General features: G+C 53.0%; 22 protein-coding genes. 14 read left to right on the top strand and 8 right to left on the bottom strand.

Annotation, left to right across the window (positions count from 1 at the left end; genetic code table 11):
- The first annotated feature begins 18 nt into the window (after positions 1-18).
- From urtE to GQ52_RS01370, 11 genes are all read left to right on the top strand, one after another.
- A complete protein-coding gene (gene urtE, locus GQ52_RS01420) occupies positions 19-708 on the top strand; it encodes an urea ABC transporter ATP-binding subunit UrtE (protein WP_024929619.1) in 690 nt (229 codons plus the stop codon).
- A 140-nt stretch (positions 709-848) separates the two neighbouring features.
- Positions 849-1,718: an urease accessory protein UreD gene (locus GQ52_RS01415; RefSeq protein WP_047514452.1), complete on the top strand. Its 870-nt coding sequence runs from the start codon at positions 849-851 to the stop codon at positions 1,716-1,718.
- 27 nt (positions 1,719-1,745) lie between these two features.
- Positions 1,746-2,048: an urease subunit gamma gene (gene ureA, locus GQ52_RS01410; RefSeq protein WP_019881618.1), complete on the top strand. Its 303-nt coding sequence runs from the start codon at positions 1,746-1,748 to the stop codon at positions 2,046-2,048.
- Between the two features lie 160 nt (positions 2,049-2,208).
- The gene (locus tag GQ52_RS01405) at positions 2,209-2,532 is read left to right on the top strand and encodes an urease subunit beta (RefSeq protein WP_047514449.1); all 324 of its coding nucleotides are present in this window, start codon (positions 2,209-2,211) and stop codon (positions 2,530-2,532) included.
- The gene (ureC, locus tag GQ52_RS01400) at positions 2,529-4,232 is read left to right on the top strand and encodes an urease subunit alpha (RefSeq protein WP_047514446.1); all 1,704 of its coding nucleotides are present in this window, start codon (positions 2,529-2,531) and stop codon (positions 4,230-4,232) included. Before GQ52_RS01405 ends, ureC begins: the two co-directional genes overlap by 4 nt.
- Positions 4,233-4,234: 2 nt before the next feature.
- Positions 4,235-4,726, top strand: a complete 492-nt coding sequence (gene ureE / locus GQ52_RS01395) for an urease accessory protein UreE (protein ID WP_019881621.1) — start codon at positions 4,235-4,237, stop codon at positions 4,724-4,726.
- Complete coding sequence (locus GQ52_RS01390; protein WP_047518454.1) at positions 4,719-5,402, top strand: urease accessory protein UreF; 684 nt, start codon at positions 4,719-4,721, stop codon at positions 5,400-5,402. The genes ureE and GQ52_RS01390 overlap by 8 nt, the downstream gene beginning before the upstream one ends.
- The gene (ureG, locus tag GQ52_RS01385; RefSeq protein ID WP_047514443.1) at positions 5,399-6,052 is read left to right on the top strand and encodes an urease accessory protein UreG; all 654 of its coding nucleotides are present in this window, start codon (positions 5,399-5,401) and stop codon (positions 6,050-6,052) included. The genes GQ52_RS01390 and ureG overlap by 4 nt, the downstream gene beginning before the upstream one ends.
- 63 nt (positions 6,053-6,115) lie before the next feature.
- Positions 6,116-6,691: a HupE/UreJ family protein gene (locus tag GQ52_RS01380; protein WP_047514440.1), complete on the top strand. Its 576-nt coding sequence runs from the start codon at positions 6,116-6,118 to the stop codon at positions 6,689-6,691.
- A 185-nt stretch (positions 6,692-6,876) separates the two neighbouring features.
- A complete protein-coding gene (locus GQ52_RS01375) occupies positions 6,877-10,317 on the top strand; it encodes an ATP-binding protein (RefSeq protein WP_019881625.1) in 3,441 nt (1,146 codons plus the stop codon).
- Positions 10,304-11,236, top strand: a complete 933-nt coding sequence (locus GQ52_RS01370) for a response regulator transcription factor (RefSeq protein ID WP_019881626.1) — start codon at positions 10,304-10,306, stop codon at positions 11,234-11,236. Before GQ52_RS01375 ends, GQ52_RS01370 begins: the two co-directional genes overlap by 14 nt.
- Before the next feature lie 39 nt (positions 11,237-11,275).
- On the opposite strand, the gene GQ52_RS01365 is transcribed toward GQ52_RS01370, so the two are convergent.
- Together GQ52_RS01365 and GQ52_RS01360 are read right to left on the bottom strand one after the other, a co-directional pair.
- Entirely contained in the window at positions 11,276-11,830 is a 555-nt protein-coding gene (locus GQ52_RS01365) for an outer membrane protein (protein ID WP_047514438.1), read from the bottom strand.
- Between the two features lie 27 nt (positions 11,831-11,857).
- Entirely contained in the window at positions 11,858-12,508 is a 651-nt protein-coding gene (locus GQ52_RS01360) for a hypothetical protein (RefSeq protein WP_235272893.1), read from the bottom strand.
- Between the two features lie 254 nt (positions 12,509-12,762).
- Between GQ52_RS01360 and GQ52_RS01355 the strand changes: the two genes are divergently transcribed.
- Positions 12,763-14,184: a DHA2 family efflux MFS transporter permease subunit gene (locus tag GQ52_RS01355; RefSeq protein WP_047514432.1), complete on the top strand. Its 1,422-nt coding sequence runs from the start codon at positions 12,763-12,765 to the stop codon at positions 14,182-14,184.
- A 53-nt stretch (positions 14,185-14,237) separates the two neighbouring features.
- Here the strand turns inward: GQ52_RS01355 and GQ52_RS01350 are convergent, their stop codons facing one another.
- The 3 genes from GQ52_RS01350 to GQ52_RS01340 form a co-directional block, all read right to left on the bottom strand.
- Positions 14,238-15,020 (bottom strand): ferredoxin--NADP reductase, encoded by a 783-nt coding sequence (locus GQ52_RS01350; RefSeq protein WP_019881630.1) that lies wholly within the window; start codon positions 15,018-15,020, stop codon positions 14,238-14,240.
- 66 nt (positions 15,021-15,086) lie between these two features.
- Positions 15,087-16,016: an FAD-binding protein gene (locus tag GQ52_RS01345; RefSeq protein WP_047514429.1), complete on the bottom strand. Its 930-nt coding sequence runs from the start codon at positions 16,014-16,016 to the stop codon at positions 15,087-15,089.
- Positions 16,013-16,765: an electron transfer flavoprotein subunit beta/FixA family protein gene (locus tag GQ52_RS01340; protein ID WP_047514428.1), complete on the bottom strand. Its 753-nt coding sequence runs from the start codon at positions 16,763-16,765 to the stop codon at positions 16,013-16,015. The genes GQ52_RS01345 and GQ52_RS01340 overlap by 4 nt, the downstream gene beginning before the upstream one ends.
- Positions 16,766-16,915: 150 nt before the next feature.
- On the opposite strand from GQ52_RS01340, the gene GQ52_RS01335 reads away from it, so the two are divergent.
- Together GQ52_RS01335 and GQ52_RS01330 are read left to right on the top strand one after the other, a co-directional pair.
- Positions 16,916-17,854, top strand: coding sequence for a LysR family transcriptional regulator (locus tag GQ52_RS01335; RefSeq protein WP_024929633.1), 939 nt, complete (start codon positions 16,916-16,918; stop codon positions 17,852-17,854).
- A 14-nt stretch (positions 17,855-17,868) separates the two neighbouring features.
- Entirely contained in the window at positions 17,869-19,515 is a 1,647-nt protein-coding gene (locus GQ52_RS01330) for an electron transfer flavoprotein-ubiquinone oxidoreductase (RefSeq protein WP_047514425.1), read from the top strand.
- A gap of 695 nt (positions 19,516-20,210) precedes the next feature.
- Here GQ52_RS01330 and ftsX read toward each other — a convergent pair.
- Genes ftsX through ftsY form a run of 3 tightly spaced genes read right to left on the bottom strand, consistent with a single transcriptional unit; the run spans position 20,211 to position 22,810 of the window.
- The gene (ftsX, locus tag GQ52_RS01320) at positions 20,211-21,101 is read right to left on the bottom strand and encodes a permease-like cell division protein FtsX (protein ID WP_047514420.1); all 891 of its coding nucleotides are present in this window, start codon (positions 21,099-21,101) and stop codon (positions 20,211-20,213) included.
- Between the two features lie 25 nt (positions 21,102-21,126).
- Complete coding sequence (gene ftsE, locus GQ52_RS01315; RefSeq protein ID WP_019881637.1) at positions 21,127-21,804, bottom strand: cell division ATP-binding protein FtsE; 678 nt, start codon at positions 21,802-21,804, stop codon at positions 21,127-21,129.
- Between the two features lie 19 nt (positions 21,805-21,823).
- Positions 21,824-22,810, bottom strand: a complete 987-nt coding sequence (gene ftsY, locus GQ52_RS01310; RefSeq protein WP_047514418.1) for a signal recognition particle-docking protein FtsY — start codon at positions 22,808-22,810, stop codon at positions 21,824-21,826.
- Positions 22,811-22,843: the final 33 nt, after the last annotated feature.

Below are 22,843 nucleotides of genomic sequence, written 5' to 3'. Positions count from 1 at the left end.
CCATTAAAGGAGCACAGCATGTTTGAAATTGAGAATTTGCAGGTGAGTTATGGCCAAAGTCAGGTGATTCATGGCCTGAACTTCAAAGCCAACAAAAACGAGACCCTGGCGATTATGGGTCGCAACGGCATGGGTAAAACCACCTTGTTTAAATCGCTGATGGGCATTTTGCCAAGCAAAGCGACCAAGGCGACGGTTGACGGCGTTGACCTGCAAGGTGCTGCCACGCATGACCGTGTCATGAAAGGCCTGGCCTATGTGCCACAAGGGCGCTGGATTTTCCCGAATATGACCGTGCAGGAAAATATCGAAACGGGGCTGGAGAAGTCTTCCTCTGGCGAAATTCCGGAGGATATTTTTGCCCTGTTTCCTGTTTTGCATGAAATGCGCAAACGCAAGGGCGGTAACTTGTCTGGCGGCCAGCAACAGCAACTGGCCATCGCCCGTGCGCTGGTGACCAATCCTAAAGTATTATTGCTGGATGAACCGACCGAGGGTATTCAACCGTCGATTATTAAAGACATTGCTAAAGTGTTGAATGAAATCCGCAAAATGCGTGAGATCACTATCATTGTCTCTGAGCAGGTATTGAGTTTCACCATGGAGGTCGCTGACCGTATTATCGTGATTGATAAAGGCCGTTTTATTCACGAAGATACGCGTGATAATGTGGATGCGGCCAAGGTGAAAAGTTATCTGTCTGTTTAGATTCGGATAGTTTTAGCCACAGAGAGCACAGAGTTCACAGAGATGGCAAAAAGTTGGTTTTTCTCTGTGCTCTCTGTGTCCTCTGTGGCAAATATAAAAAAATAAACACTCTTGATTTGCCTGTGGCATGATGCGTCGGTATGGATGATATTAACTCGGCAACGCCTTTGCCTTCCCTGAGCAAGTTTCAACACAAGCGCTGGCAGGCGCGACTCGAATTAGGCTTCGCCTTGCGCGAGCAACGATCTTACCTGGCGCATCGCCTGCATAACGGGCCGCTGGTCGTGCAAAAATCATTGCATCCTGAGGGCGACGCCATTTGCCATGCGGTGATTGTGCACCCGCCTGGTGGCGTAGCGGGCGGTGACGCCTTACAGTTACAGGTCAATGTGGGTGAGGGTGCGCAAGCCTTGTTGACGACACCGGGTGCCGGTAAATGGTATAAAGCCAATGGCACACTGGCTTCGCAGGATTTAAAATTCACGTTGGCAGCAGGTAGCGGGCTGGAGTGGTTGCCGCAGGAAAATATCTTGTTCGACGCGGCTGAAGTGCGCTTCGGTGCCGAAATTGACCTGGCTGCCGATGCCAGATTTGCTGCCTGGGATATTGCCTGCCTGGGCCGTCAGGCGCAGCAAGAGGCCTGGCAAACCGGCGTTTACCAGTTAAAACAACAGATACGCCGCGATGGGCGGCTGATCTGGAACGAACGTGCACATATGCGTGCAGCCGATGTGCTGACGAGCAGTCGTATTGGTTTGGGTGGCGCGGTGGTGTTTGGGACATTCCTTATATGCGCGGGTGCTGTGCCTGCTGAAGTGGTGCAGGCGTGCAGGGAACTCGTGCCTGCCGATGCCAAGACCGGCATCACGGCCTTGCCGGAAGTGCTAGCGATCCGCTATGTCGGGCAGGCCTCACAGCAGGCCAGGCAATACTTCGAACAATGCTGGCAGCTGCTGCGGCCCTGGTATTACGGCCGCGCAGCGATCAGGCCGCGCATTTGGAACACTTAGAACAATAACGATTAAAGAGACGCAGCGATGGAACTTACTCCCCGAGAAAAAGACAAGTTACTGATATTTACCGCCGCACTTTTGGCAGAGCGGCGCAAGGCGCGTGGCTTAAAACTCAATTATCCCGAAGCGATCGCTTATATCACGGCAGCCATTATGGAAGGTGCGCGCGATGGTAATACGGTTGCTGAGCTGATGAGCTTTGGTACCACCTTGCTGACGCGTGATGACGTGATGGAAGGCGTGCCGGAAATGATTCCGGATATACAGGTGGAGGCTACTTTTCCGGATGGGACGAAATTAGTTACCGTCCATCACCCCATTCCATAGGGGCATGGCACTGTAAGCGCAGATGGCGGTGTTGCACATCCTTGCCGTACTCATTGTACTGTCTGCGGCTGTGCGCCTTGCCCTCTACGCTTGCAGTACCATGCCTATGTAATATTGAAGGTTGAAAGATGCGTATTTTGAGACTCTCAGGAGTATATAAATGATTCCCGGCGAAATGCAGGTCGCAGCAGGCGACATCGAACTAAACACAGGGCGCGAAACCGTGACGCTGGATGTGGCGAACAAGGGTGACCGGCCGATTCAGGTTGGTTCGCACTACCATTTTTATGAAACCAACGATGCCTTGTCATTTGACCGCGCACAGGCCTATGGCTGCCGCTTGAATATCGCCGCCGGTACTGCGGTGAGGTTTGAGCCTGGTCAGACGCGTACCGTGCAATTGGTGCAACTGGCTGGGGATAGAAAAGTATATGGCTTTGCTGCACGGGTGATGGGGAGCCTCAAGGATGGGAGTAAGCAATGACCATTAAGATGGATAAACGTGCCTATGCCGAAATGTTTGGCCCGACTGTGGGCGACAAAGTGCGTCTGGCGGATACCGAACTATGGGTAGAGGTGGAGAAAGACTTCACCATTTATGGTGAAGAGGTCAAGTTTGGTGGCGGCAAGGTCATTCGTGATGGTATGGGCCAAGGCCAGGGCCTGGCGGCGGAAGTAGCGGATACCGTGATTACCAATGCCTTGATTATCGACCATTGGGGCATTGTCAAAGCCGACATCGGTATCAAGGGCGGTTATATTTCTGCCATTGGCAAAGCCGGTAACCCGGATATCCAGCCCGGCGTCACCATTGCCATTGGTGCTGGCACCGAGGTAATTGCCGGTGAAGGCATGATTATCACCGCCGGCGGCATTGATACGCATATCCACTTTATTTGTCCGCAGCAAATTGAAGAAGCCTTGATGTCTGGCGTCACCACCATGATAGGTGGCGGTACTGGGCCAGCCACTGGCACATTTGCGACCACCTGTACGCCGGGGCCATGGCATATCCACCGTATGTTGCAATCTGCGGATGCGTTCCCTATGAATTTAGGCTTTCTTGGCAAGGGCAATGCCAGTTTGCCTGAGCCGCTGCGTGAGCAGGTGCGCGCAGGCGTGATCGGCCTTAAATTGCATGAAGATTGGGGCACGACGCCCGCAGCGATTGATAACTGCCTGAGTGTGGCCGACGAGATGGATATCCAGGTGGCGATTCATAGTGATACGCTCAATGAATCCGGCTTTGTTGAAACCACCATAGGTGCCTTTAAAGGCCGCACCATTCATACCTTCCATACCGAAGGCGCGGGCGGTGGTCATGCGCCGGATATTATCAAGGCAGCCAGCCATCCGAATGTGTTGCCGTCTTCGACCAATCCGACGCGGCCATTCACCGTCAATACGATTGACGAGCATCTGGATATGCTCATGGTCTGCCATCACCTGGATCCAGCCATTGCCGAGGATATCGCTTTTGCTGAGAGCCGTATCCGCCGCGAAACGATTGCGGCTGAAGATATCTTCCACGATCTCGGTGCGTTTTCTATGATGTCATCTGACTCACAGGCCATGGGTCGCGTCGGGGAAGTGATTATCCGTACCTGGCAGACCGCACATAAAATGAAGATACAGCGCGGCCCGTTGGCTGAGGATGTTCCTGGCAACGATAATTTCCGTATCAAGCGCTATATCGCCAAGTACACCATTAACCCGGCGCTGACACATGGTATTTCGCATGTAGTGGGTTCCGTGGAAGTTGGTAAACTGGCCGATTTAGTCGTCTGGAAACCCGCATTCTTTGGCGTGAAACCATTTACCATTATCAAAGGTGGCATGATTGCCGCAGCGGCGATGGGCGATCCGAATGCGTCTATTCCGACGCCGCAACCGGTGCATTACCGGCCGATGTTTGGCGCTTATGGCGGTGGCTTGAAAACCGCAGTGACCTTTATTTCGCAAGCCGGGTTGGATAATCCTGAAGTGCACGCATTAGGTCTGCAAAAGCCGCTTATCGTGGTGAAAGGCACACGCGAAGTGAAAAAGTCAGACATGATACATAACACCTGGATGCCCAAAATCGAGGTCGATCCTGAAACCTATGAAGTGCTGGCTGACGGCATGCCGCTGGTGTGTGAACCGGCGGAAGTGCTACCGATGGCGCAACGTTATTTCCTGTTTTAATCATGATTCATTTAACCGAACGTATTACTGTCAGTGGCCGTATCGACGATCAATTAGAGTTACCTTTTGATCAACGCCAGAAAAGTCGTCTGCGTGTGGCGCTGGTGTCTGGTCGTGAAGCTGCCCTGTTTCTAAGCCGTGGCATTATTTTACGCGGTGGCGATTTGATTCAATCAGAGGATGGCAGTCTGGTGGTGCAGATTGTGGCCGCCCAAGAGCCTGTCTATAACGTGATTGCGCCTACCCCAAGAGATTTAATGCGAGCCGCCTATCATTTAGGCAATCGCCATGTGCCCTTGCAGATTGGCGATGGTTGGCTGCGCCTGGAGCAGGATTATGTGCTCAGGGATATGCTGCTGGGTTTAGGTATGCAGGTGAGTGAAGTGCATGCACCATTTGAGCCGGAAGCCGGGGCTTATGGTGGCGGCCACCGGCATGGTGAGGATGCCTTACATTCGTTGCGCCCGCGGCAGGATGGTCATGCGCATGGCTAGTGCACTGGCACTGAGTCGGTTGCTACAACTGGCGAGTCCGCTGCTGCCGGTGGGGGCTTATGGCTATTCGCAAGGGTTGGAGTGGGCCATTGAGTCCGGCGAGGTGAAAGATGTCGCTTCGGCCCAAAGCTGGATAGGCGACAGTTTGCAGGTCTATCATGCGCGCTTTGAGTTGCCGGTGTTATACCGTTTGTATCAAGCCTGGCAGGCAGGCGACATGCAGCAAGCGCAAGCCTGGGACAGTTTTTACCAGGCCGGGCGCGATACCGCTGAAGGTTGGGCGGAAACCCGGCAAATGGGATATTCGTTGCGGCGGCTGTTGAATGATTTAAAGCCGATGTCTGCCGAACTGGTTGCGCAGGTGAATACGCTGGCGTCACCGGCTTTTCCAACATTGTACTCGGCCATTGCCCAGCACTGGCAGATTGCACCCGAGCAGATGTTGCACGGTTATGCCTGGGGCTGGCTGGAAAACCAGGCCAGTGCTGCCATGAAAGCCGTGCCATTAGGACAGGTTGCTGGCCAGACCATTTTGCTCGCCTTGGGCGAGCAATTGCCGCAAGTGATACAGGCTGCGATGCAACTGCCAGAGGATGAAATGAGCAATTTCAACCCGCTGCTCAGCATCGCTGGCTGTCAACATGAAACACAATACAGCAGGTTATTTAGATCATGAAAATACATACCCAATTCGACACCCCCACGCCCGCCGTCACCGACTACAAAGAGCCTTTGCGCGTAGGCATTGGCGGCCCGGTCGGCTCCGGTAAAACCGCTCTGACCCTGGCGTTGTGCCAACGTTTGCGTGAGGCATATAACATCGCCGTCGTCACCAACGATATTTACACCAAGGAGGATGCGGAGTTTCTAACCCGTAACGAAGCCCTGGTGCCAGAACGTATCATCGGTGTCGAAACTGGCGGTTGCCCACATACGGCGATTCGTGAAGATGCCTCTATGAATCTCGAAGCCGTCGATCAGCTTAGCAAGCGCTTTAAAACGTTGGATATCGTGTTTGTCGAAAGTGGTGGCGATAACCTGGCGGCGACGTTCAGCCCGGAGTTGTCTGACCTGACTATTTATGTGATCGACGTGGCTGCGGGTGAGAAAATTCCACGTAAAGGCGGCCCTGGTATTACCAAGTCAGATTTGCTAGTGATCAATAAGATCGACCTGGCACCTATGGTGGGCGCCTCGCTGGAAGTCATGGACCAGGATGCCAAACGTATGCGTGGCGAGAAGCCATTTGTGTTCAGCAACCTGAAAAGTGGGCAGGGGCTGGAGGAGATTGTGAAGTTTATAGAAAAGCAGGGCCTGATGTTATAGCGACATCGCTGTCTCTATGAATCCATCATATATGGCTAACTTAATTCTGTTGGAGAAGATTGAATGAAAAAAAGTATTGTTTGGGGTGTCGCAGCTAGCCTGGTATCTGGCGTAGCTTGGGCGCATCCGGGGCATGGCCTGACGACTGGGTTTGCGACGGGTTTCCTGCACCCGCTTACCGGTTGGGATCATTTGCTGGTGATGCTGTCACTTGGCGTCTGGGCCGCGCGTCGGCCACAAGGGCAAGGCTGGCAATTGCCAGTGTTATTTGTGCTGGCGATGGCGGTGGCTGCGCTCACGGCGATGACCTGGTTATCTGTCTCTATGGCCGAGTTGCTGGTGGCGTTGAGTGTGTTGGTGATGGGTGCTTTGTTGCTGGCAGAGATCAAGCTATCGCGTAGCATCCAGCTTGCTGGCATCGCGGTGATTGCGGCTGCACATGGGTATTTGCACGGTGTGGAGTTAGGCAATTACTGGGCTGCGTTGGCCGGTATGGTGGTGGCGACTGCGCTGTTGCATGGGGTTGGCTGGGCATTAGGGCGTCAGCCACGGTCGTGGGCAAGTTCGGTGTCCAGAGGGTTGGGCGGAGCCATGCTGGTCTTAGGTGCCTATTTGGGAGCCAGCTTGCTCTGGGCTTAAAATAACAGGCTGTAGCGAGACAGCAAACGTAAAATGCGGATAAGTTTGTTATCCGCATTTTTTATTTGTGGCATGCTTTAGTTATGCTACGTCAATTAACGTAGTGATTGATTTCATCTCACGCTCTAGCATACGCTGGGGCGCTTATTTTCCTCTTACGGTCCCGTCTTTTTAAGGATTGTTGATTGTCTAACCCTTCCGAGCTATCACAGGCACCGCATGCCGAGCCGATTCAGCGTATCGTCAAGATTCGTCGCGACTATAACAATTGGGTCGCCAACGAAACCATAGAAGATTACGCGCTGCGCTATACACCACGGGCGTTCCGTAAGTGGTCGATTTTGCGTGTCTCGAATACGGCGCTGGGGGCGATTTCTTTCCTGGTGCTGGAGGCGATTGGCGGCACGATTACCATTAACTATGGTTTTCCCAATGCCTTGTGGGCGATTCTGGCCGTCGGCCTGATTATTTTCCTGACCGGCTTGCCGATCAGCTACTACGCCGCCAAATATGGCCTGGATATGGATTTGCTGACACGAGGTGCCGGTTTTGGCTATATCGGCTCGACCATTTCCTCGTTTATTTACGCTTCGTTCACGTTTATCCTGTTTTCACTTGAAGCAGCGATTATGGGCTATGCGCTGGAGCTGTATTTTCATTTGCCGCTCTATCTCGGCTATCTGGTCAGTGCGCTGATTGTGATTCCGCTGGTGACGCACGGCGTGACCTTGATCAGCCGTATCCAGATGATCACGCAACCGCTCTGGATTGCGCTCATGTTTTTGCCGTTTTTTGCCATCTTGCAGATGGATCCAGATGTGTTGCATAGGCTCAGTAGCTTTGCCGGCGTGTCTACAGATGGTGGCCATTTTAACTGGGTCATGTTCGGCACCGCGACGGCGGTGGGTGTGGCGCTGATTCCACAAATCGGTGAGCAGGTCGACTTCTTGCGTTTTATGCCAGTGCGCAACAAGGAGAATTACTGGCGCTGGAATCTGGGCGTGCTGATGGCCGGGCCGGGCTGGGTCATTCTGGGCATGCTCAAAATGCTGGCAGGCGCCTTGCTCGCTTACCTGGTGTATAACCGCGATATGCCATTGAGCTCGGCGGTGAACCCTACCCATATGTACTGGGTCGGGTTTGAACATGTTTTCAGTAACCATCAGGTGGCACTAGCGGTGACAGCGCTGTTTGTCTGTGTGTCGCAAATCAAGGTCAATATGACCAATGCCTATGCCGGTTCACTGGCCTGGTCTAACTTTTTTGCCCGCCTCACGCATAGCCACCCCGGCCGTATTGTGTGGGTGGCGTTTAACGTCATGATTGCCATTGTGCTGATGGAGCTCAATGTATTTCAGGCGCTGGAAGAAATCTTGGGCCTGTATGCCAATATCGCCATCGCCTGGATCGCCGCCGTGGTGGCCGATCTGGTGATCAATAAGCCCTTAGGGTTAAGCCCTAAAGGCATTGAGTTCAGGCGCGCCTATTTATACGATATTAACCCGGTGGGTGTCGGGGCCATGTTTATTGCTTCGGCGGTGTCGATCGCAGCATATACCGGCATCATGGGCGTGCTGGCACAGTCATTCTCTACCTTTATTTCGCTGGTAACTGCGTTGTTAATGTCACCGCTGATTGCCTGGTATACCAAAGGTAAATACTACCTGGCCAGGCAACGTCCAACCTATTTGCAACCCTCGACCACCAAACAATGTGTGATCTGTGAGCGCGAATATGAGGTGAGTGACATGGCGCATTGCCCGGCTTATGGTGGCGCCATTTGTTCTTTGTGCTGTTGCCTGGATGCGCGTTGCCATGATGCTTGCAAACCGCAGGCCAGGCTCAGCGCGCAGTGGGAGGCGCTCAACAAGAAATTTTTACCACCGCGTTTGTGGCCGCATTTAAATGGTGGGGTGGCGCATTTCTTATTGCTCATGCTGATCGCCATGATTTTGTTTGGGGCCACCATTGGCCTGATTTACCTGCATGATGCCCTGACTGTTGGCCGGGAGTATCCTGGGCTGATGCAGCATTTCCGTTCTGGCTATTTAAAGGTATTTGTCGCCTTGCTGTTTTTGGGTGGCATTGTGGCCTGGTGGCTGGTGCTGACTTCGGCCAGCCGACGGGTGGCACAGGAAGAATCTAACCGGCAAACCGGCTTGTTGCTGGAAGAGATCGAGTCGCACAAAAAGACCGATACGCAGTTGCAGAAAGCACGCCGTTTGGCCGAAGAGGCGAACCAGGCCAAGAGCCGCTACATTACCGGCATCAGTCACGAATTGCGTACGCCGCTCAACAGTATTCTGGGCTATGCGCAACTGCTGACCAATGACGACAGCATCCCCGACCACCGCAAGCAGGCGATTAAAACCATTAGCCGCGGCGGTGAGCATTTGTTGTCACTGATTGAAAGTACGCTGGATATTGCGCGGATTGAAAGTGGAAAAATGACGTTTGATGTCAAGCCATTGCATTTCCCCGAGTTTATCAGCCAGATGGTTAGCATGTTTGAAATCCAGGCACAAAACAAAGGCCTGGCATTTTATTTCGAGCAGTCCGGCAATTTGCCAGAGTACGTGCGGGCCGACCATAAGCGACTCATGCAGATACTGGTGAATATCCTGGGCAATGCGGTCAAGTTCACCACCAAGGGTAGTGTGACTTTCCGTGTGAGCTACGCGCGGGAGATTGCACAGATCGATATTGAGGATACCGGCCCTGGCATTGCGCCGAATGAGGTGGAGAAGATTTTTGAGCCGTTTGAGCGCGGCAGTGCAGCCGATGTGGTTGGCATTGGTGGCACCGGTTTGGGCCTGACCATCAGCAAACTGCTGACGCAGCTAATGGGCGGCGAAATGCAGTTTGATAGTGTGCTGGGACGTGGTACGCGATTTGAAATTCGCTTATTCTTGCCGCAGATTCGTGAAACAGCACATTTATCGAAAAAGGCCGTGCGGCAGCGTATTGGTTACGAAGGGCCGATCAAGACCGTGCTGGTAGTGGATAATGAAGAGGTCGATCGTGAGTTATTGCGCGATGCCTTGCAGCCGCTGGGTTTTATTGTGCATGAAGCAGGTAACGGCCAGGCTTGTGTGAACCAGTACCAGATGGTGCATGCAGACTTGATCCTGATGGACTTGGCCATGCCGGTGATGGATGGCTGGGAGGCGGCTTATATCATCCGCCAGGTGCATCAATCCAAACTGCCGATTGCGATTATCTCCGCCAATGCCTATGACCGCAGCCTGGATAATCAGGCCAAGATTCCGGCACAAGACTTTTTTGTCAAACCGGTTAACCTGGACGAGGTGCTGGACTGGATAGGCAATCAGCTCGGCCTGACCTGGCGTTATGTCGATAGCGCGGCATCCCAGTCGGCACTTGCCCTTAAGCCTGTGGTGCCTGCGAGTGATGTTGACCCTGTACCAGCGATCTTGCTGGAAAATATGGCACAGTTCGCCCGTATGGGTTACGTCAAGGGTGTGCGCGAAGTATTAGCCACTCTGAATAGAGAACATTCGCAACATCAAACATTTATTCATGACCTGCAACAGGCCATGGAGCGCTTTGATTTTGCTAAACTGCAACGCTTGATTGAGGAGTACACCAAAAATGACCAGCCATAGCCATACCGTGTTAATTGTGGATGATGTGCCAGAAAACCTGGCCTATCTGCATGACGCACTGGATGAGTCCGGCTACCAGGTCTATGTCGCCAACTCCGGTGAGATGGCGTTGCAAGTGGCGCATCTGATGCAGCCGCATGTGATCTTAATGGATGCGATGATGCCTGGCCTGGATGGTTTTGCTACTTGTCGTCGCATTAAGGCTGCGGCAGAAACCCAGCATATCCCGGTGATTTTCATGACCGGCCTGACCGAGATCGAACATGTCACCATGGCATTCGATGCCGGCGGTGTGGACTATGTCACCAAGCCGGTACGCCCGGCAGAGGTGCTGGCGCGGCTCAAGGCACATGTGCAGAATGCCACCAAAATGCATCAGGCTACTTCAGCGCTGGATGCCTTTGGCCAGGCAACGATTGCTATTCTGCCTACGGATAAACGCCTGGTGTGGCAAACGCCGCTGGCCAAGCAATACCTGGAACAGTATTTTGCCGAGTGGGCAGCCAAAGAGGCTTACAGCGCTGTGCAAACCTTGCCGCCCATGATTTACCAGTGGCTGGAAAGCTGTATACAGCAATTCTCCAGCGGGCAGTCCATGCAAACGCTTAGTGTCAATCAGGGCAATGCACGCCTGAGCCTGACCGTGGCCAATACCAGTGAAGAGCAATGGGTGGTGGTGTTACGTGAGCATTCGGACGAGGCGCAGATTGAATCACTGGGTAAGTTGTTCCAGCTCACCAAGCGTGAGTCAGAGGTGTTGTACTGGACGGTAAAAGGCAAGACTAATAAAGATGTTGGTGAGATACTGGGCACCAGTCCACGCACCATCAATAAGCACCTTGAACATGTCTTCCAGAAACTGGGGGTTGAAACCAGGACCGCTGCTGCGTCACTGGTAGCATCCAAAATCAAGTTCTAATCGCTGGCTAAAGGCCGGGTGCTTTAGCCAGTTTTAGCGTTAAAAGTTGTAGATAAAGCCGACACTGGTGACGTTGGAATTAAAAGATTTGCTGCCACCGCCGTTAACGTCCACTTCCGCTTGGTAGTGATCCCAGCCCACACGCATGGCAATAGCCTTGTCGAAATGGTACTCTGCGCCCAGGCCATACGTGGCCCCCATGTGGGTTGCATCGTCATAAGCACTTAAGCCCGATACTTTGCTGCTGGTGGCAGCAACCCCTAATTTTCCATAGACATCAAAAGCGTCGTTCAGTGGCAATGTGCCTACTGCGGTCAGGCTGAGGGCATCGGCCTTGACGCTGCCATGCGCATTGTCAGTGACCTTGCCAATACCAGTATATTGGCCTTCTACAGCAAAATAAGGGTTGAATTTGTAGCCTGCTACAAGCCCGGCGACAGCTTGACTATCTTTGTCGACCCCGTTGGGTGTTTTTAAGTTTGGCGTGCCTATCCCCAGGTTCGCCCCGGCATAAAAGCCTTCTGCACTGGCCCACAACGGTGTTGCCAAGGTCAGGCTGCTGATTAAAAATAAGAGGGCGTGTTTACGCATCATGATTGCTCCAATGGATATTGATAAATCTTATTTAAGTTTGCTCTGTGCCAGTTTCAGGCCTTCTTCGATATCCTGCTTGCGGCCAGCATCCGCATCTTCCCGGCCCGGGCGGGCGGGTGCCTGCAAGGCTTTCTGGTAATACGTCACGGCCTGGCTGTAATCACCCTGCGCGCGCAGGTAGTCCGCATAAAAGTAATTGCTATCTATGCCTGTCGGATTCAGTTGCAGAGCCTTTTCCAAGTATTCATGGCCTTTTTTCTTGTCACCAAAACCAATCGGCCAGCCGGGTACGCGAAAGTACAATGAACCCAATGTGGTGTAGGCTGAGCCATTGAGTGCCTGTGGATTGGTTTTAATGCTGGCGAGTAACAAGTCGCGTGCCTGCTCGGCGGCTTTCAGGGCATTGACCGGATGGAGTGGCCCCATGCTTTTGGCGTAGCCACTGAGGACGATGGCTTCCCATATCTGCGCCTCATTGGCCTCCGGGTTTTTCGCCGTCAGCTGGTGTGCCTGTTCACTCAGGGTTTTAAAAGAGGCTTCTTGCTGGTCTTTGCTGGTGTGGTAGGTGGCTTTTGCCCAGGCATGTTGCAGGCCGGCCAATTCGTTATCCAGAGCTTCGTCGGCAAAAGCGGCACCGGTCAGCAAGGCCAGGCAGGTATACATGATCAAACGTTTCACAATGGCTCCCAGTTTAAATAAGCTTTTTTTGCAATAAGAATGCCAACCTGCAAGGCATAAGTGGGTTGGAACGTTATTCAAATAAATCATATGGTTACAACTTATTTCCAGCAGAAGATGAGGGCGTGATCGCTTCAAAGGCAAGCGAACCCTGCTTTTTTTGCAGGGTCTCAGCAGGTGACTCTGCAAAAAATGCATGCTATGGTCAGCGTGAGGTCAGATCACAATCATCCATCAATAAATCGTGAGTCATCATGTACGCTAATACACAAGTTCTTTCGTTTGAGGCGCTGTCGCAGCGCTATGGTGAGCGGTATAAATGGATGGTGCTGCTGATTGTCGGCGTTGGCACGATTGCGGGCGTCCTGTGTACGTCGAGCTTCAATGTGGCTGTGCCTGCGTTGACGCATACCTTCCACCTGGGGCAAGACCATGTGCAGTGGGCGATGACGGCATTTCTGGCGGCCATGACCATAGGCATGCTACCAGCAGCCTGGTGGCTGGAACGTTTCGGGTTGCGTCGCGTATTTATCACTACGTTGTGGCTACTGATTGCCGCCAGCGTCGGTGGTTTTTATGCGCATTCATTTGTACAGGTCGTGATTGCGCGCTTGTTGCAAGGCCTGGCCGCTGGTGTGTTACAGCCACTGGGTGTCATGGCGCTGATGCGCTTGTTTCCGCCTAATATCCAGGGGCGCGCCTCTGGCATTCTGATCGTTGGGATTGCGTTTACGCCAGCCGTTGCACCGTCTATCAGTGGCTGGTTACTCGACCAGTTTGGCTGGCATGCCATTTTTCTGCTTGGCGTACCGTTTGCGCTCATTGCATTATTATGCGCCTGGCGCTGGCTACCCGCGCCGCGCAAGAATCCCATCAAACCATTTGACTGGTCGGGTCTGGGCTGGCTGTCGGCCGCTACCATCGGCCTGGTGGAATTTGTCTCCAGTTTGCACCATAGCGGGCTGGCGTCGGCCTGGACCTGGGGGCAGGCGACACTGACTGTGGTGTCCATGATCTGTTACCTGCGCCATGCCCATCAGTTGCCACACGCCATTATCCAGCTGCATTTATTCAACCGGCCCACCTTCAGCCGCGGCACGCTGGTGGCATTTGCTTATGGTTTTGGCTTGTATGCGTCGACTTACCTGATTCCGGTGTTTTTACAAAATGCGATGGCTTATTCGGCGACGGATGCAGGCTTGTTATTGCTGCCTTCCGGCTTGGCGCTGGTGTTGACGATTCCATTTGCCGGGCGCATGGCTGACCGCTTTTCACCCAGACGCATCACGCTGGCAGGGCTGATGGTATTTGGTGCGTCATTCCTGGTGTTTGCGCTGGCGGCCAGGCAGGTGCAGTACTGGGATATTGTGGCTGCAACGGTGGTTGGCCGCATCGGCCTGGGCCTGATTTTACCTGCGCTCAACCTGGCGACCTTGCATGAAATGGAGCCGCACCAGTTAGGACAGTCTTCGGTGGTTGTCAGTTATGCCAGGCAGTTAGGTGGCGTGGTTGGTGTGACCATGATGGCGGTGTTTATGGAATGGCGCGAACGCGTGTTAGGCATGGTGACGCCAGGCATTTTTGAGGCTTATGCACAAGGCTTTTTACTGTTGTCGGCGGTGTTTGCGCTGGCGATGATTGCTGCGCTGGGGATGAAGGACGCGAAGCGCGAATAGTAATGGGAGGAGTTGCTGGCTGTTATCAAGGGATAACAGCCAGGTGAAGAACTTTACTTCTCTACAAAAGCCTTCTCAATTACGTAGTCGCCAAGTTCACCAATACGTGGTGAAACTTTGAAGCCGCGTTTGTCCAGCATCGCAGCCGTATCAACCAACATGGCCGGGCTACCGCAAATCATGGCGCGATCCGTTTCCGGGTTTAATGGCGGCAAGCCAATATCTTCAAACAGTTTGCCACTTTCCACCAGATCCGTCAGGCGGCCCTGGTTTCTGAACGGCTCACGCGTCACGGTTGGGTAGTAAATCAGTTTGTTACGCACTTCTTCACCAAAGAATTCATTATTCGGTAAATCTTTAGTGATGAACTCTTCGTAGGCCAGTTCGTTGACGTAACGTACGCCGTGAATCAGGATGACTTTTTCAAAACGGTCATACACTTCGATGTCCTGAATCAGGCTCATGAAAGGGGCGAGACCAGTACCAGTCGAGAAGAAGTACAGGTTTTTACCTGGTTTCAAATCGTGTGTCACCAGTGTGCCGGTTGGCTTGCGGCTGACCAACAGCGGATCGCCTACCTTCAAGTGTTGCAGGCGTGAAGTCAGCGGGCCGTTTGGCACCTTGATACTGAAAAACTCCAGATGTTCTTCATAGTTTGGGCTGGCAATACTGTAAGCACGTGTCAGTGGCAGGCCATCTACTTCCATGCCAATCATGACAAACTGGCCGTTTTCAAAACGCAGACCTGGGTCGCGAGTGGCCTTAAAGCTGAATAAGGTGTCGTTCCAGTGATGAACGCTCAATATCGTTTCGGTGGAATATTTTTTATTACTCATGTCTTTTCTTTTACTCGCGACTAGGCAAAGGGGTTGAATTTAAAAGGGTTTATTCTAAGGATTCTATTATAGCGCAGCTGTCAGTTGCGGTACGACTTCAAACAAATCAGCCACTAATCCGTAATCTGCAATCTTGAAAATCTGCGCTTCCGGATCCTGGTTAATTGCCACAACGACCTTGCTATCTTTCATGCCATAAGCATGCTGGATGGCACCGGAAATGCCGACGGCGATATACAGCTCAGGCGCCACCACGACACCGGTTTGGCCGACTTGCAGGTCATTCGGTGCATAACCGGCATCTACTGCGGCACGGCTGGCGCCAATGGCAGCATGCAGTTTGTCCGCCAAAGGCGCAATCACTTGTGCAAATGCGTCAGCACTGCCCAATGCACGGCCACCGGAAACCACGACTTTGGCTGCTGTCAGGGCGGGGCGCTCTGATTTATTAAAGGCTTCTGATACCCAACGGCTGCCTTGCGGTACAGCTGGCGTTGCAATGGCTTTCTGCTCTGCAGTCGCACCAGCCGCTGCGGCGGCAAATTTGCTGCCGCGCACGGTCAGCACTTGAATGGCATCGCTGCTTTGCACGGTGGCCAGTACGTTGCCTGCGTAAATGCCACGCACATAGGTATTGGTATTGACGATTTCCAGTACGTCGGACAGCATGTTGACATCCAGCAGCGCAGCCACACGTGGCAACACGTTTTTGCTGAATGCGCTGTGCGCAGCCAGCACCACGCTGTAATTAGCGGCCAGTGGCACAATCAGGTCAGCCAGGTGTTCAGCAGTCGGGTGTTGCAGGGCGGCATCTGTGGCAACCAGTACATTGCTCATGCCTTGCAAGGCGGCTGCCTGGGCGGCCAATGCATCGGTTTGTGCCGCGGCAATCAATACATCTACCGGTTGCTGCCACTGTTGTGCAGCTGTCACGGCACGCGCGACTTGCTCATTCAAATGTTGGCCGTCATGTTCGGCAATAATCAGTGTTCTCATGCAATGATCCCCTCATGCGTACGCAATTTGCTCAATAATTCATTTACGTCTTTCACCATGATGCCGGCCGGGCGCTCTGGCGGTGCCGCCACTTTCAGTTGCTGCACGCTGTTGGTGAGTGCAAGGTTGAGGGAATCCAGTGCAATGGTTTCAATCGGTTTTTTTCTGGCCATCATCAGGTTAGGCAATTTGACATAGCGTGGTTCGTTCAAACGCAAGTCTGCAGTAATCACGGCTGGCAGAGTCACGCTTAATGTTTGCGTGCCGCCATCAATCTCCCTGACCACGGTGGCCTGGTTGTCGGCAATCGTGATTTGTGAGGCGTAAGTGGCTTGTGGCAGTTTCAATAATGCGGCTAGCATCTGGCCGGTTTGGCCCGCATCATCATCAATCGCCTGTTTGCCTAGCAGAATCAGCGATGGTTGTTCACGTTCGACCACTGCTTTGAGTACCTTGGCAACGGCTAACGGTTGCAGGCTGTCCGTGGTTTCAATCAACGTAGCACGGTCAGCACCCATGGCCAACGCATGGCGCAGGATGTCCTGATTCACTGCGGCACCGATGGTGACGGCAACGATTTCAGTCACAATGCCTTTTTCCTTGAGGCGGATCGCCTCTTCAATCGCGTTCTCATCAAACGGATTGACGCCCATTTTGACGCCATCAATATCTACATTTGAGCCATCCGCTTTGACGCGGACTTGAATGTTATAATCAACGACCCGTTTGATCGCTACCAGTGCTTTCATAAAACGTTTGCCTTTGTTGGGGTTTTACTCGTAACCGCGTATTTTAAGCCAGCTTGTAATATTTATTAAATTGATTATTATAATAATATATATCTATTTTTTAGATTGATTTTGACGCGGCGCAAATGTCGTGCAATCCTTTATCCTTCAATGAAGTACACACTCAGACAGCTGGAAATTTTTGTTGCGATCAGTCGCGCGGGCAGTGTGTCGCGCGCCTGTGATCAGCTTGCCTTGTCGCAGTCGGCCGCCAGCACTGCCCTGATCGAGCTGGAAAAACAATTTGATATCCAGTTGTTTGACCGTGTCGGCAAGTCTTTGCGTATCAATGAGGCCGGTCAGCAACTGATGCCTAAAGCGGTCGAGTTGTTGGACAGGGCGCGCGAAATTGAGCGTATGTTGCAGGGACAGCAGGGCTATGGCCATCTCAAAATCGGCGCGACGCTGACCGTGGGAAATTACCTGGTCACCTTGCTGGTAGCTAAATTTTTGCAGCAATATCCGCAAAGCCACATCCAGTTGCAGGTCCAAAACACACGTACTATCGTCGAGCAGATTGCAAATCATACACTGGATTTGGGTATGATAGAGGGCGAGTGTAATCACCCGGATATTGCCGTCGCACCCTGGATTGCCGACGAACTGGTGATTTTTGCGGCGCCCACGCATCCGCTGGCGCAGGTTGCGCAAACAGGAAAAACCATCCACAAGTCAGATTTATTGTTGCAACCGTGGATCGTGCGTGAAAGAGGTTCGGGCACACGCGAGACGTTTGACCGTGCCTTCAAGCAGGATTATTCACGGCTCAATATTACGCTGGAGCTGGAGCACACCGAAGCGATCAAACGCGCGGTGGAGTCCGGGCTCGGCATTGGCTGTATTTCAAGGCTGGCACTCAAGGATGCGTTCAGGCGCGGTAGCCTGGTGCCGATTGAAAACCACAGTTTGCAGTTTCACCGCAATTTTTATTTTTTATGGCACAGGCAAAAATATCAGACCGGTGGCATCCGTCAGTTTTTGGCATTTTGCCAGGCGTTCACCCAAGGGGCGACGCGTAGCGACCTGATCGATATCCCGGCCATTGCCTGACAGAAGGAGCAGAGATGGAAAGAGATGTCATGGAATACGATGTGCTGATTGTCGGGGCAGGCCCGGCCGGCTTGTCCGCAGCCATTCGACTCAAACAATTGGCACAGGCGCAAGGCCAGGAGCTAGGCGTGTGCGTGCTGGAAAAAGGCGCCGAAGTCGGCAGCCATATTTTCTCGGGCGCCGTGCTGGATCCGAAAGCCTTGCAGGAGCTGTTTCCAGACTGGCAGGCCTTAGGTGCGCCGTTGAATACGCCCGTGAATAAAGACACCTTTGTCGTGCTGGGTGAAGAAAAAGCCTGGGACATGCCTGAGTGGGCCTTGCCGCCGCTCATGGGTAATCATGGTAATTACATTATCAGCCTGGGCGAAGTCTGCCGCTGGCTGGCTGGCCAGGCAGAAGCGCTGGGTGTGGAGATTTATACCGGTTTCTCTGCGCAATCGCCCAGCTATGACGAGCATGGCCGTATGGTAGGCGTGATTACTGGTGATATGGGTCTGGACAAACAAGGCGAGCCAACGGCGAATTACACGCCAGGTATCGAAATTCGCGCCAAATACACGCTGGTGGCTGAAGGTACACGTGGTTCATTGACCAAGCAGCTGGAAGCGCGTTACGGCTTGCGTGCCGCCTCCAGCCCGGCCAAATATGGCATTGGCTTCAAGGAAGTCTGGCGCGTGAAGCCTGAGTTGCACCAGAAAGGCCTGATTGAGCACACCTTGGGCTGGCCGCTGGATGCCAGTACCGGTGGCGGTGGTTTTATTTATCACCATGGTGAAAACCTGGTCTCCGTCGGTTACGTGGTGCATCTTGATTACCGTAATCCTTATTTGTCCCCGTTTGATGTGTTCCAGACCTATAAAACACATCCAAAACTCAAGGCCTTGTTACAAGATGGCAAGCGCCTGAGCTACGGCGCACGCGCCATTTCTGAAGGCGGTGTGCAGTCGTTACCAGAAATGGCCTTCCCGGGTGGTGCCTTACTGGGCTGCAGTGCAGGCCTGGTCAATGTGCCTAAAATCAAGGGCACGCATTACGCCATGAAATCCGGCATGCTGGCGGCGGAAGCTGTCTTTGAAGCTGTTGCGCAGGGCAGCCCGGAAGTGCTGACCAGTTATGTGCAAAAGCTGCGTGCGTCCTGGGTCTGGCAAGAGTTGTATGCGGTGCGCAATGTCAAACCGTATTTGTCCCGTTGGGGCACTTGGGCAGGCACCGTGTTGGGTGGTGCTGAGATGTGGCTGGCGAACTGGAATATCACTTTGCCGTGGACGCTCAAACACAATTACGCCGACCACGCCACGCTGGCTGATGCGTCACAAAGTCGCCAGCCAGTCTACGCTAAACCCGATGGCGTGCTGACGTTTGATAAGCTCAGTTCGGTCAGTTTGTGCAATATTGCCCATGATGATCATCAGCCCTGCCACTTGAAACTGGGCGTGGCCGATATGCCGGTACGTGTGAACTTGCCGCGTTACGCTGGGCCAGAGCAGCGCTATTGCCCGGCTGGGGTGTATGAATTTGTTGAGCAGGCTGGTGAAAAAGCCTTGCAGATCAATGCGCAGAACTGCATTCATTGTAAAACCTGCGATATTAAAGACCCGACACAAAATATTAACTGGGTGCCACCAGAGGGCGGTAGCGGACCGAATTACGTTTCGCAGTGATTGGAAAAGGCGTTGCTCCGGCGAATATGCTGAGGGGTAACGCCTTTATGTTGAGTTGTGTATGGTTTGTTTCGCCTCTCGGCGAGTCACTTTCTGATGCTTGCCCCTCAGAAAGTAACCAAAGAGGAGGGCACCCAGCCATCACGGCCTGACGGCTCCCTTGCGTTGCTCAACAAAATAAGCCGGTCACGAAACTCAACCTTGCAGCTCACACAAAACGTGAGCTGCTGCGGGATTCGGACAGTCGCTCCCTCTACTCTTATTTTGTCTCCGCTACTCAGCGTGATGGAATGGGACTTTTCTCGCCAAACGACCTTTAGTGAAAATTTAACGGAAGCATAATTCTTCAGCTTTGCTGATAACCACCAAGAATGGTTGCGCTCTCTTGGTGTTCGGGGTCCCCATCTGCCGCGCCGAGCAACGCAGGGTTGACGGGAGTCTTCGGCCATCGGCTGTTTGAGCTCCGCAACAAGCCACGTCTTGTGTGGCTTGTCAGGGCGAGTTTCGATGGACGCCCGGCAAGCCGAGTAGCGCAGGATAAAAGCGGAAGCTGGGGTGTCTTGTTCTTTGTCTTCTTTCTTATGGACAAGCATAAGAAAGAATGGTCGCCGAAAAGGCGAAAGAGAATTACTCATAGAACAACCTTCGCTTTGTGCAAGCAAAAAACAACTCACTTAAAGGCGAAAGAAAATCGTTCAGCGCTTCTGCGTCAGCGCAATAAAAGCAGCAATCCAGCCAATCGCAATGGTGGTGAGCAGCATCAGTCCGCCCACATTAAACAGGTGGAACACCAACTGAAAATTGCTTTGGTAATTGTTCGCCAGCAGTTGCACCGGTTGTCTCAGGTTCCACACAATCATAAACAATAGGGCGATGGCAATCAGTCCACCCCCCAGTCCATAAGCGCCACCCATATATAAAAACGGACGGCGGATAAAGCTATGCGTGGCACCAATCAGGCGGCTGACTTCGATTTCGGCTTCGTGCGTGAGCACTTGCATGCGCACGGTGTTGCTGATGACGGTAATCATGGCAATGCCGAGGAGGCTGGCAAAAATGATAGCGATGCGTTTGCCCAGCACCAGCATGGAGTGCAGACGCTCAATCCACACGCTGTCAATCACCAGTTCCTCGACCTCTCCGCGTTTCTGCAGCAAGTCCTGCACCGGTTTGACCGACGTGGGCTGCGTGTCGGTTAATGTGATAAACAGGGCGTCTGGCAATGGGTTTTGTGGCAAGTCCACCAGCAGGTCTTTTTGCAAAAACTGCGCACCGAGCTGCTTGATGGCATCTTCTTTGGGCACATAACGTACCTCTTTGACTTGCGGCAAGGCCTGGACGTCGTTAATCAGGCGCTGGATCAGGTTGGCATTTACTGCCGGTTTGAGAAAGGCGCTGATTTGTGCATCTTGTTTAATTGAGCGCGACATATCTTGCAGGTTATCCAGACCGACAAACAGCAGGCCGGGCAGGGTGGCGGTGATGCCGATCACCATGCAGATGGTAAGCGTATTCAGCCAGTGACTTTTTAAGCGCTGCAGGACCAGATCTATGGCCAGCGCGTGTTGATTGAGCCAGTTTTTCATGCGCTTATTCTCGTTAATGGGGCACTCATAACATTGCAGTTTGCGCAGGCATGGCGCTGATGGTTTGCTGGTCGATATGCAAGGTGCGATAGGCAATGGTGCTGACCTGGCTCACATCATGCATGGCAATCACCACGGTCACGCCGACATCGTTAAAGGCTTTGAGTAATTGCATGATTTCCAGTGAGGCGGCTTGATCCAGTCCGCCGGTGGGTTCGTCGGCAATGACAATCGAAGGGCGGCTGACGACGGCGCGCGCAATGGCCAGCCGTTGTTGCTCACCGCCGGAAAGTGTAATCGGCATGGCTTTTTCCTTATTCAGCAAGCCGACTTTATCCAGCGCAGCACGCACGCGGCGTGCGGCTTCTTCACCGGTAATGCCTTGTATGCTCAGCGGCAAAGCCACGTTTTCAAAACTGTTGCGGTCATACAGCAGCTTATGATCCTGAAACACCAGGCCAAAGCGGCGGCGCAGGTAAGGTACAGCGTTTGGGTGTAACTGGCTGATGTCCTGCTGGTTAATCAGGATATGGCCGCTGGAAGGTAATTCTATGCCCGCCATGAGTTTGAGTAAGGTACTTTTGCCTGCACCTGAGTGGCCGGTGACCAGTACAAAATCGCCTTTGTCTATGCTGAAGCTGACCTGGCGGAACAAGTGTGCGCTATTGGGATAGCGCATGCTGACATTATTAAAAACAATCATAGTTTAAACACTGTCATGGCTAGTCATCAATCAAGGCATCAATAAAGTCATTGGCACTAAACGGGCGCAAATCATCAATGCTTTCACCCACGCCAATAAAACGCACCGGGATCTTGCTGGCAGATTGCTGGCTGAGGTGGGCAATGGCGGCAATGACGCCGCCTTTGGCGGTGCCGTCCAGTTTAGTCAAGGCCAGGCCAGTGACGCCCAACGCCTCGTTGAACGCTTTGAGCTGGTTGACGGCGTTCTGGCCGGTGTTGGCATCCAGCACCAGCAAAATTTCGTGCGGTGCGCCAGGCAATGCCTTGTCGATGACGCGTTGTACTTTCTTGATTTCATCCATCAGGTGTAATTGCGTCGGCAGGCGACCGGCCGTGTCGGCAATCACCACGTCGATTTTTTTAGCGATCGCTGAATTCACTGCATCGTAAATCACAGCAGCCGGGTCGCCACTTTCAGACGCGACCACATGCACATCGTTACGCTCGCCCCAGACCTGCAACTGCTCACGCGCCGCGGCACGGAAGGTGTCGCCTGCTGCAATCAGCACGCTATGGCCTTGCGCTTGTAGGTATTTGGCCAGTTTGCCGATGGTGGTGGTTTTACCAGCGCCGTTAACGCCGACCATCATCATCACATATGGCTGGTGGCCACGCACCTCCAGAGGCGACTCTAAAGGTGACAGCAGATCAAGCAAGGTGTCTTTGAGCGCCTGTTTTAACGCAATGGTGTCTTGCAAGTCCTGTTTTTTGACCCGGTTGCGCAGTTGTTCCAGCAAGTGCTGGGTGGCGCTGACACCGACGTCAGAAGTGAGCAGGATGGTTTCCAGCTCTTCGTAAATGTCTTCATCAATTTTGCCGCCACCAAACAGCGCGCTTAGTTGCCCACCCAGCTGCTGGCGTGTTTTAGCCAGGCCGTTTTTTAAGCGCTGCGTCCAGCTCAGGCTAGTGGCTTCTGTTTCGGGTGGCGTGACGGGCTCGGTTTTTTTAGCAAATGGATTGAACATGGCGGCTGAAAACTCGGTAATATCGTCATTTTA

Source organism: Methylophilus sp. Q8, assembly GCF_000800115.1.
Classification (GTDB): domain Bacteria; phylum Pseudomonadota; class Gammaproteobacteria; order Burkholderiales; family Methylophilaceae; genus Methylophilus.
This window is presented reverse-complemented; position numbering and strand designations above follow the sequence as displayed.

What these genes read in the sequence shown, in the direction of transcription:
- GQ52_RS01330 (WP_047514425.1), top strand. Translation starts at nt 17,869, where the DNA reads ATGGAAAGAGATGTCATGGAATACGATGTGCTGATTGTCGGGGCAGGC.
- GQ52_RS01380 (WP_047514440.1), top strand. Translation starts at nt 6,116, where the DNA reads ATGAAAAAAAGTATTGTTTGGGGTGTCGCAGCTAGCCTGGTATCTGGC.
- GQ52_RS01350 (WP_019881630.1), bottom strand. Translation starts at nt 15,020, where the DNA reads ATGAGTAATAAAAAATATTCCACCGAAACGATATTGAGCGTTCATCAC.
- GQ52_RS01355 (WP_047514432.1), top strand. Translation starts at nt 12,763, where the DNA reads ATGTACGCTAATACACAAGTTCTTTCGTTTGAGGCGCTGTCGCAGCGC.
- ureA (WP_019881618.1), top strand. Translation starts at nt 1,746, where the DNA reads ATGGAACTTACTCCCCGAGAAAAAGACAAGTTACTGATATTTACCGCC.
- urtE (WP_024929619.1), top strand. Translation starts at nt 19, where the DNA reads ATGTTTGAAATTGAGAATTTGCAGGTGAGTTATGGCCAAAGTCAGGTG.
- ftsY (WP_047514418.1), bottom strand. Translation starts at nt 22,810, where the DNA reads ATGTTCAATCCATTTGCTAAAAAAACCGAGCCCGTCACGCCACCCGAA.
- GQ52_RS01365 (WP_047514438.1), bottom strand. Translation starts at nt 11,830, where the DNA reads ATGATGCGTAAACACGCCCTCTTATTTTTAATCAGCAGCCTGACCTTG.
- ftsE (WP_019881637.1), bottom strand. Translation starts at nt 21,804, where the DNA reads ATGATTGTTTTTAATAATGTCAGCATGCGCTATCCCAATAGCGCACAC.
- ureG (WP_047514443.1), top strand. Translation starts at nt 5,399, where the DNA reads ATGAAAATACATACCCAATTCGACACCCCCACGCCCGCCGTCACCGAC.
- GQ52_RS01390 (WP_047518454.1), top strand. Translation starts at nt 4,719, where the DNA reads ATGGCTAGTGCACTGGCACTGAGTCGGTTGCTACAACTGGCGAGTCCG.
- GQ52_RS01335 (WP_024929633.1), top strand. Translation starts at nt 16,916, where the DNA reads ATGAAGTACACACTCAGACAGCTGGAAATTTTTGTTGCGATCAGTCGC.
- ureC (WP_047514446.1), top strand. Translation starts at nt 2,529, where the DNA reads ATGACCATTAAGATGGATAAACGTGCCTATGCCGAAATGTTTGGCCCG.
- ftsX (WP_047514420.1), bottom strand. Translation starts at nt 21,101, where the DNA reads ATGAAAAACTGGCTCAATCAACACGCGCTGGCCATAGATCTGGTCCTG.
- GQ52_RS01340 (WP_047514428.1), bottom strand. Translation starts at nt 16,765, where the DNA reads ATGAAAGCACTGGTAGCGATCAAACGGGTCGTTGATTATAACATTCAA.
- GQ52_RS01370 (WP_019881626.1), top strand. Translation starts at nt 10,304, where the DNA reads ATGACCAGCCATAGCCATACCGTGTTAATTGTGGATGATGTGCCAGAA.
- GQ52_RS01415 (WP_047514452.1), top strand. Translation starts at nt 849, where the DNA reads ATGGATGATATTAACTCGGCAACGCCTTTGCCTTCCCTGAGCAAGTTT.
- ureE (WP_019881621.1), top strand. Translation starts at nt 4,235, where the DNA reads ATGATTCATTTAACCGAACGTATTACTGTCAGTGGCCGTATCGACGAT.
- GQ52_RS01345 (WP_047514429.1), bottom strand. Translation starts at nt 16,016, where the DNA reads ATGAGAACACTGATTATTGCCGAACATGACGGCCAACATTTGAATGAG.
- GQ52_RS01405 (WP_047514449.1), top strand. Translation starts at nt 2,209, where the DNA reads ATGATTCCCGGCGAAATGCAGGTCGCAGCAGGCGACATCGAACTAAAC.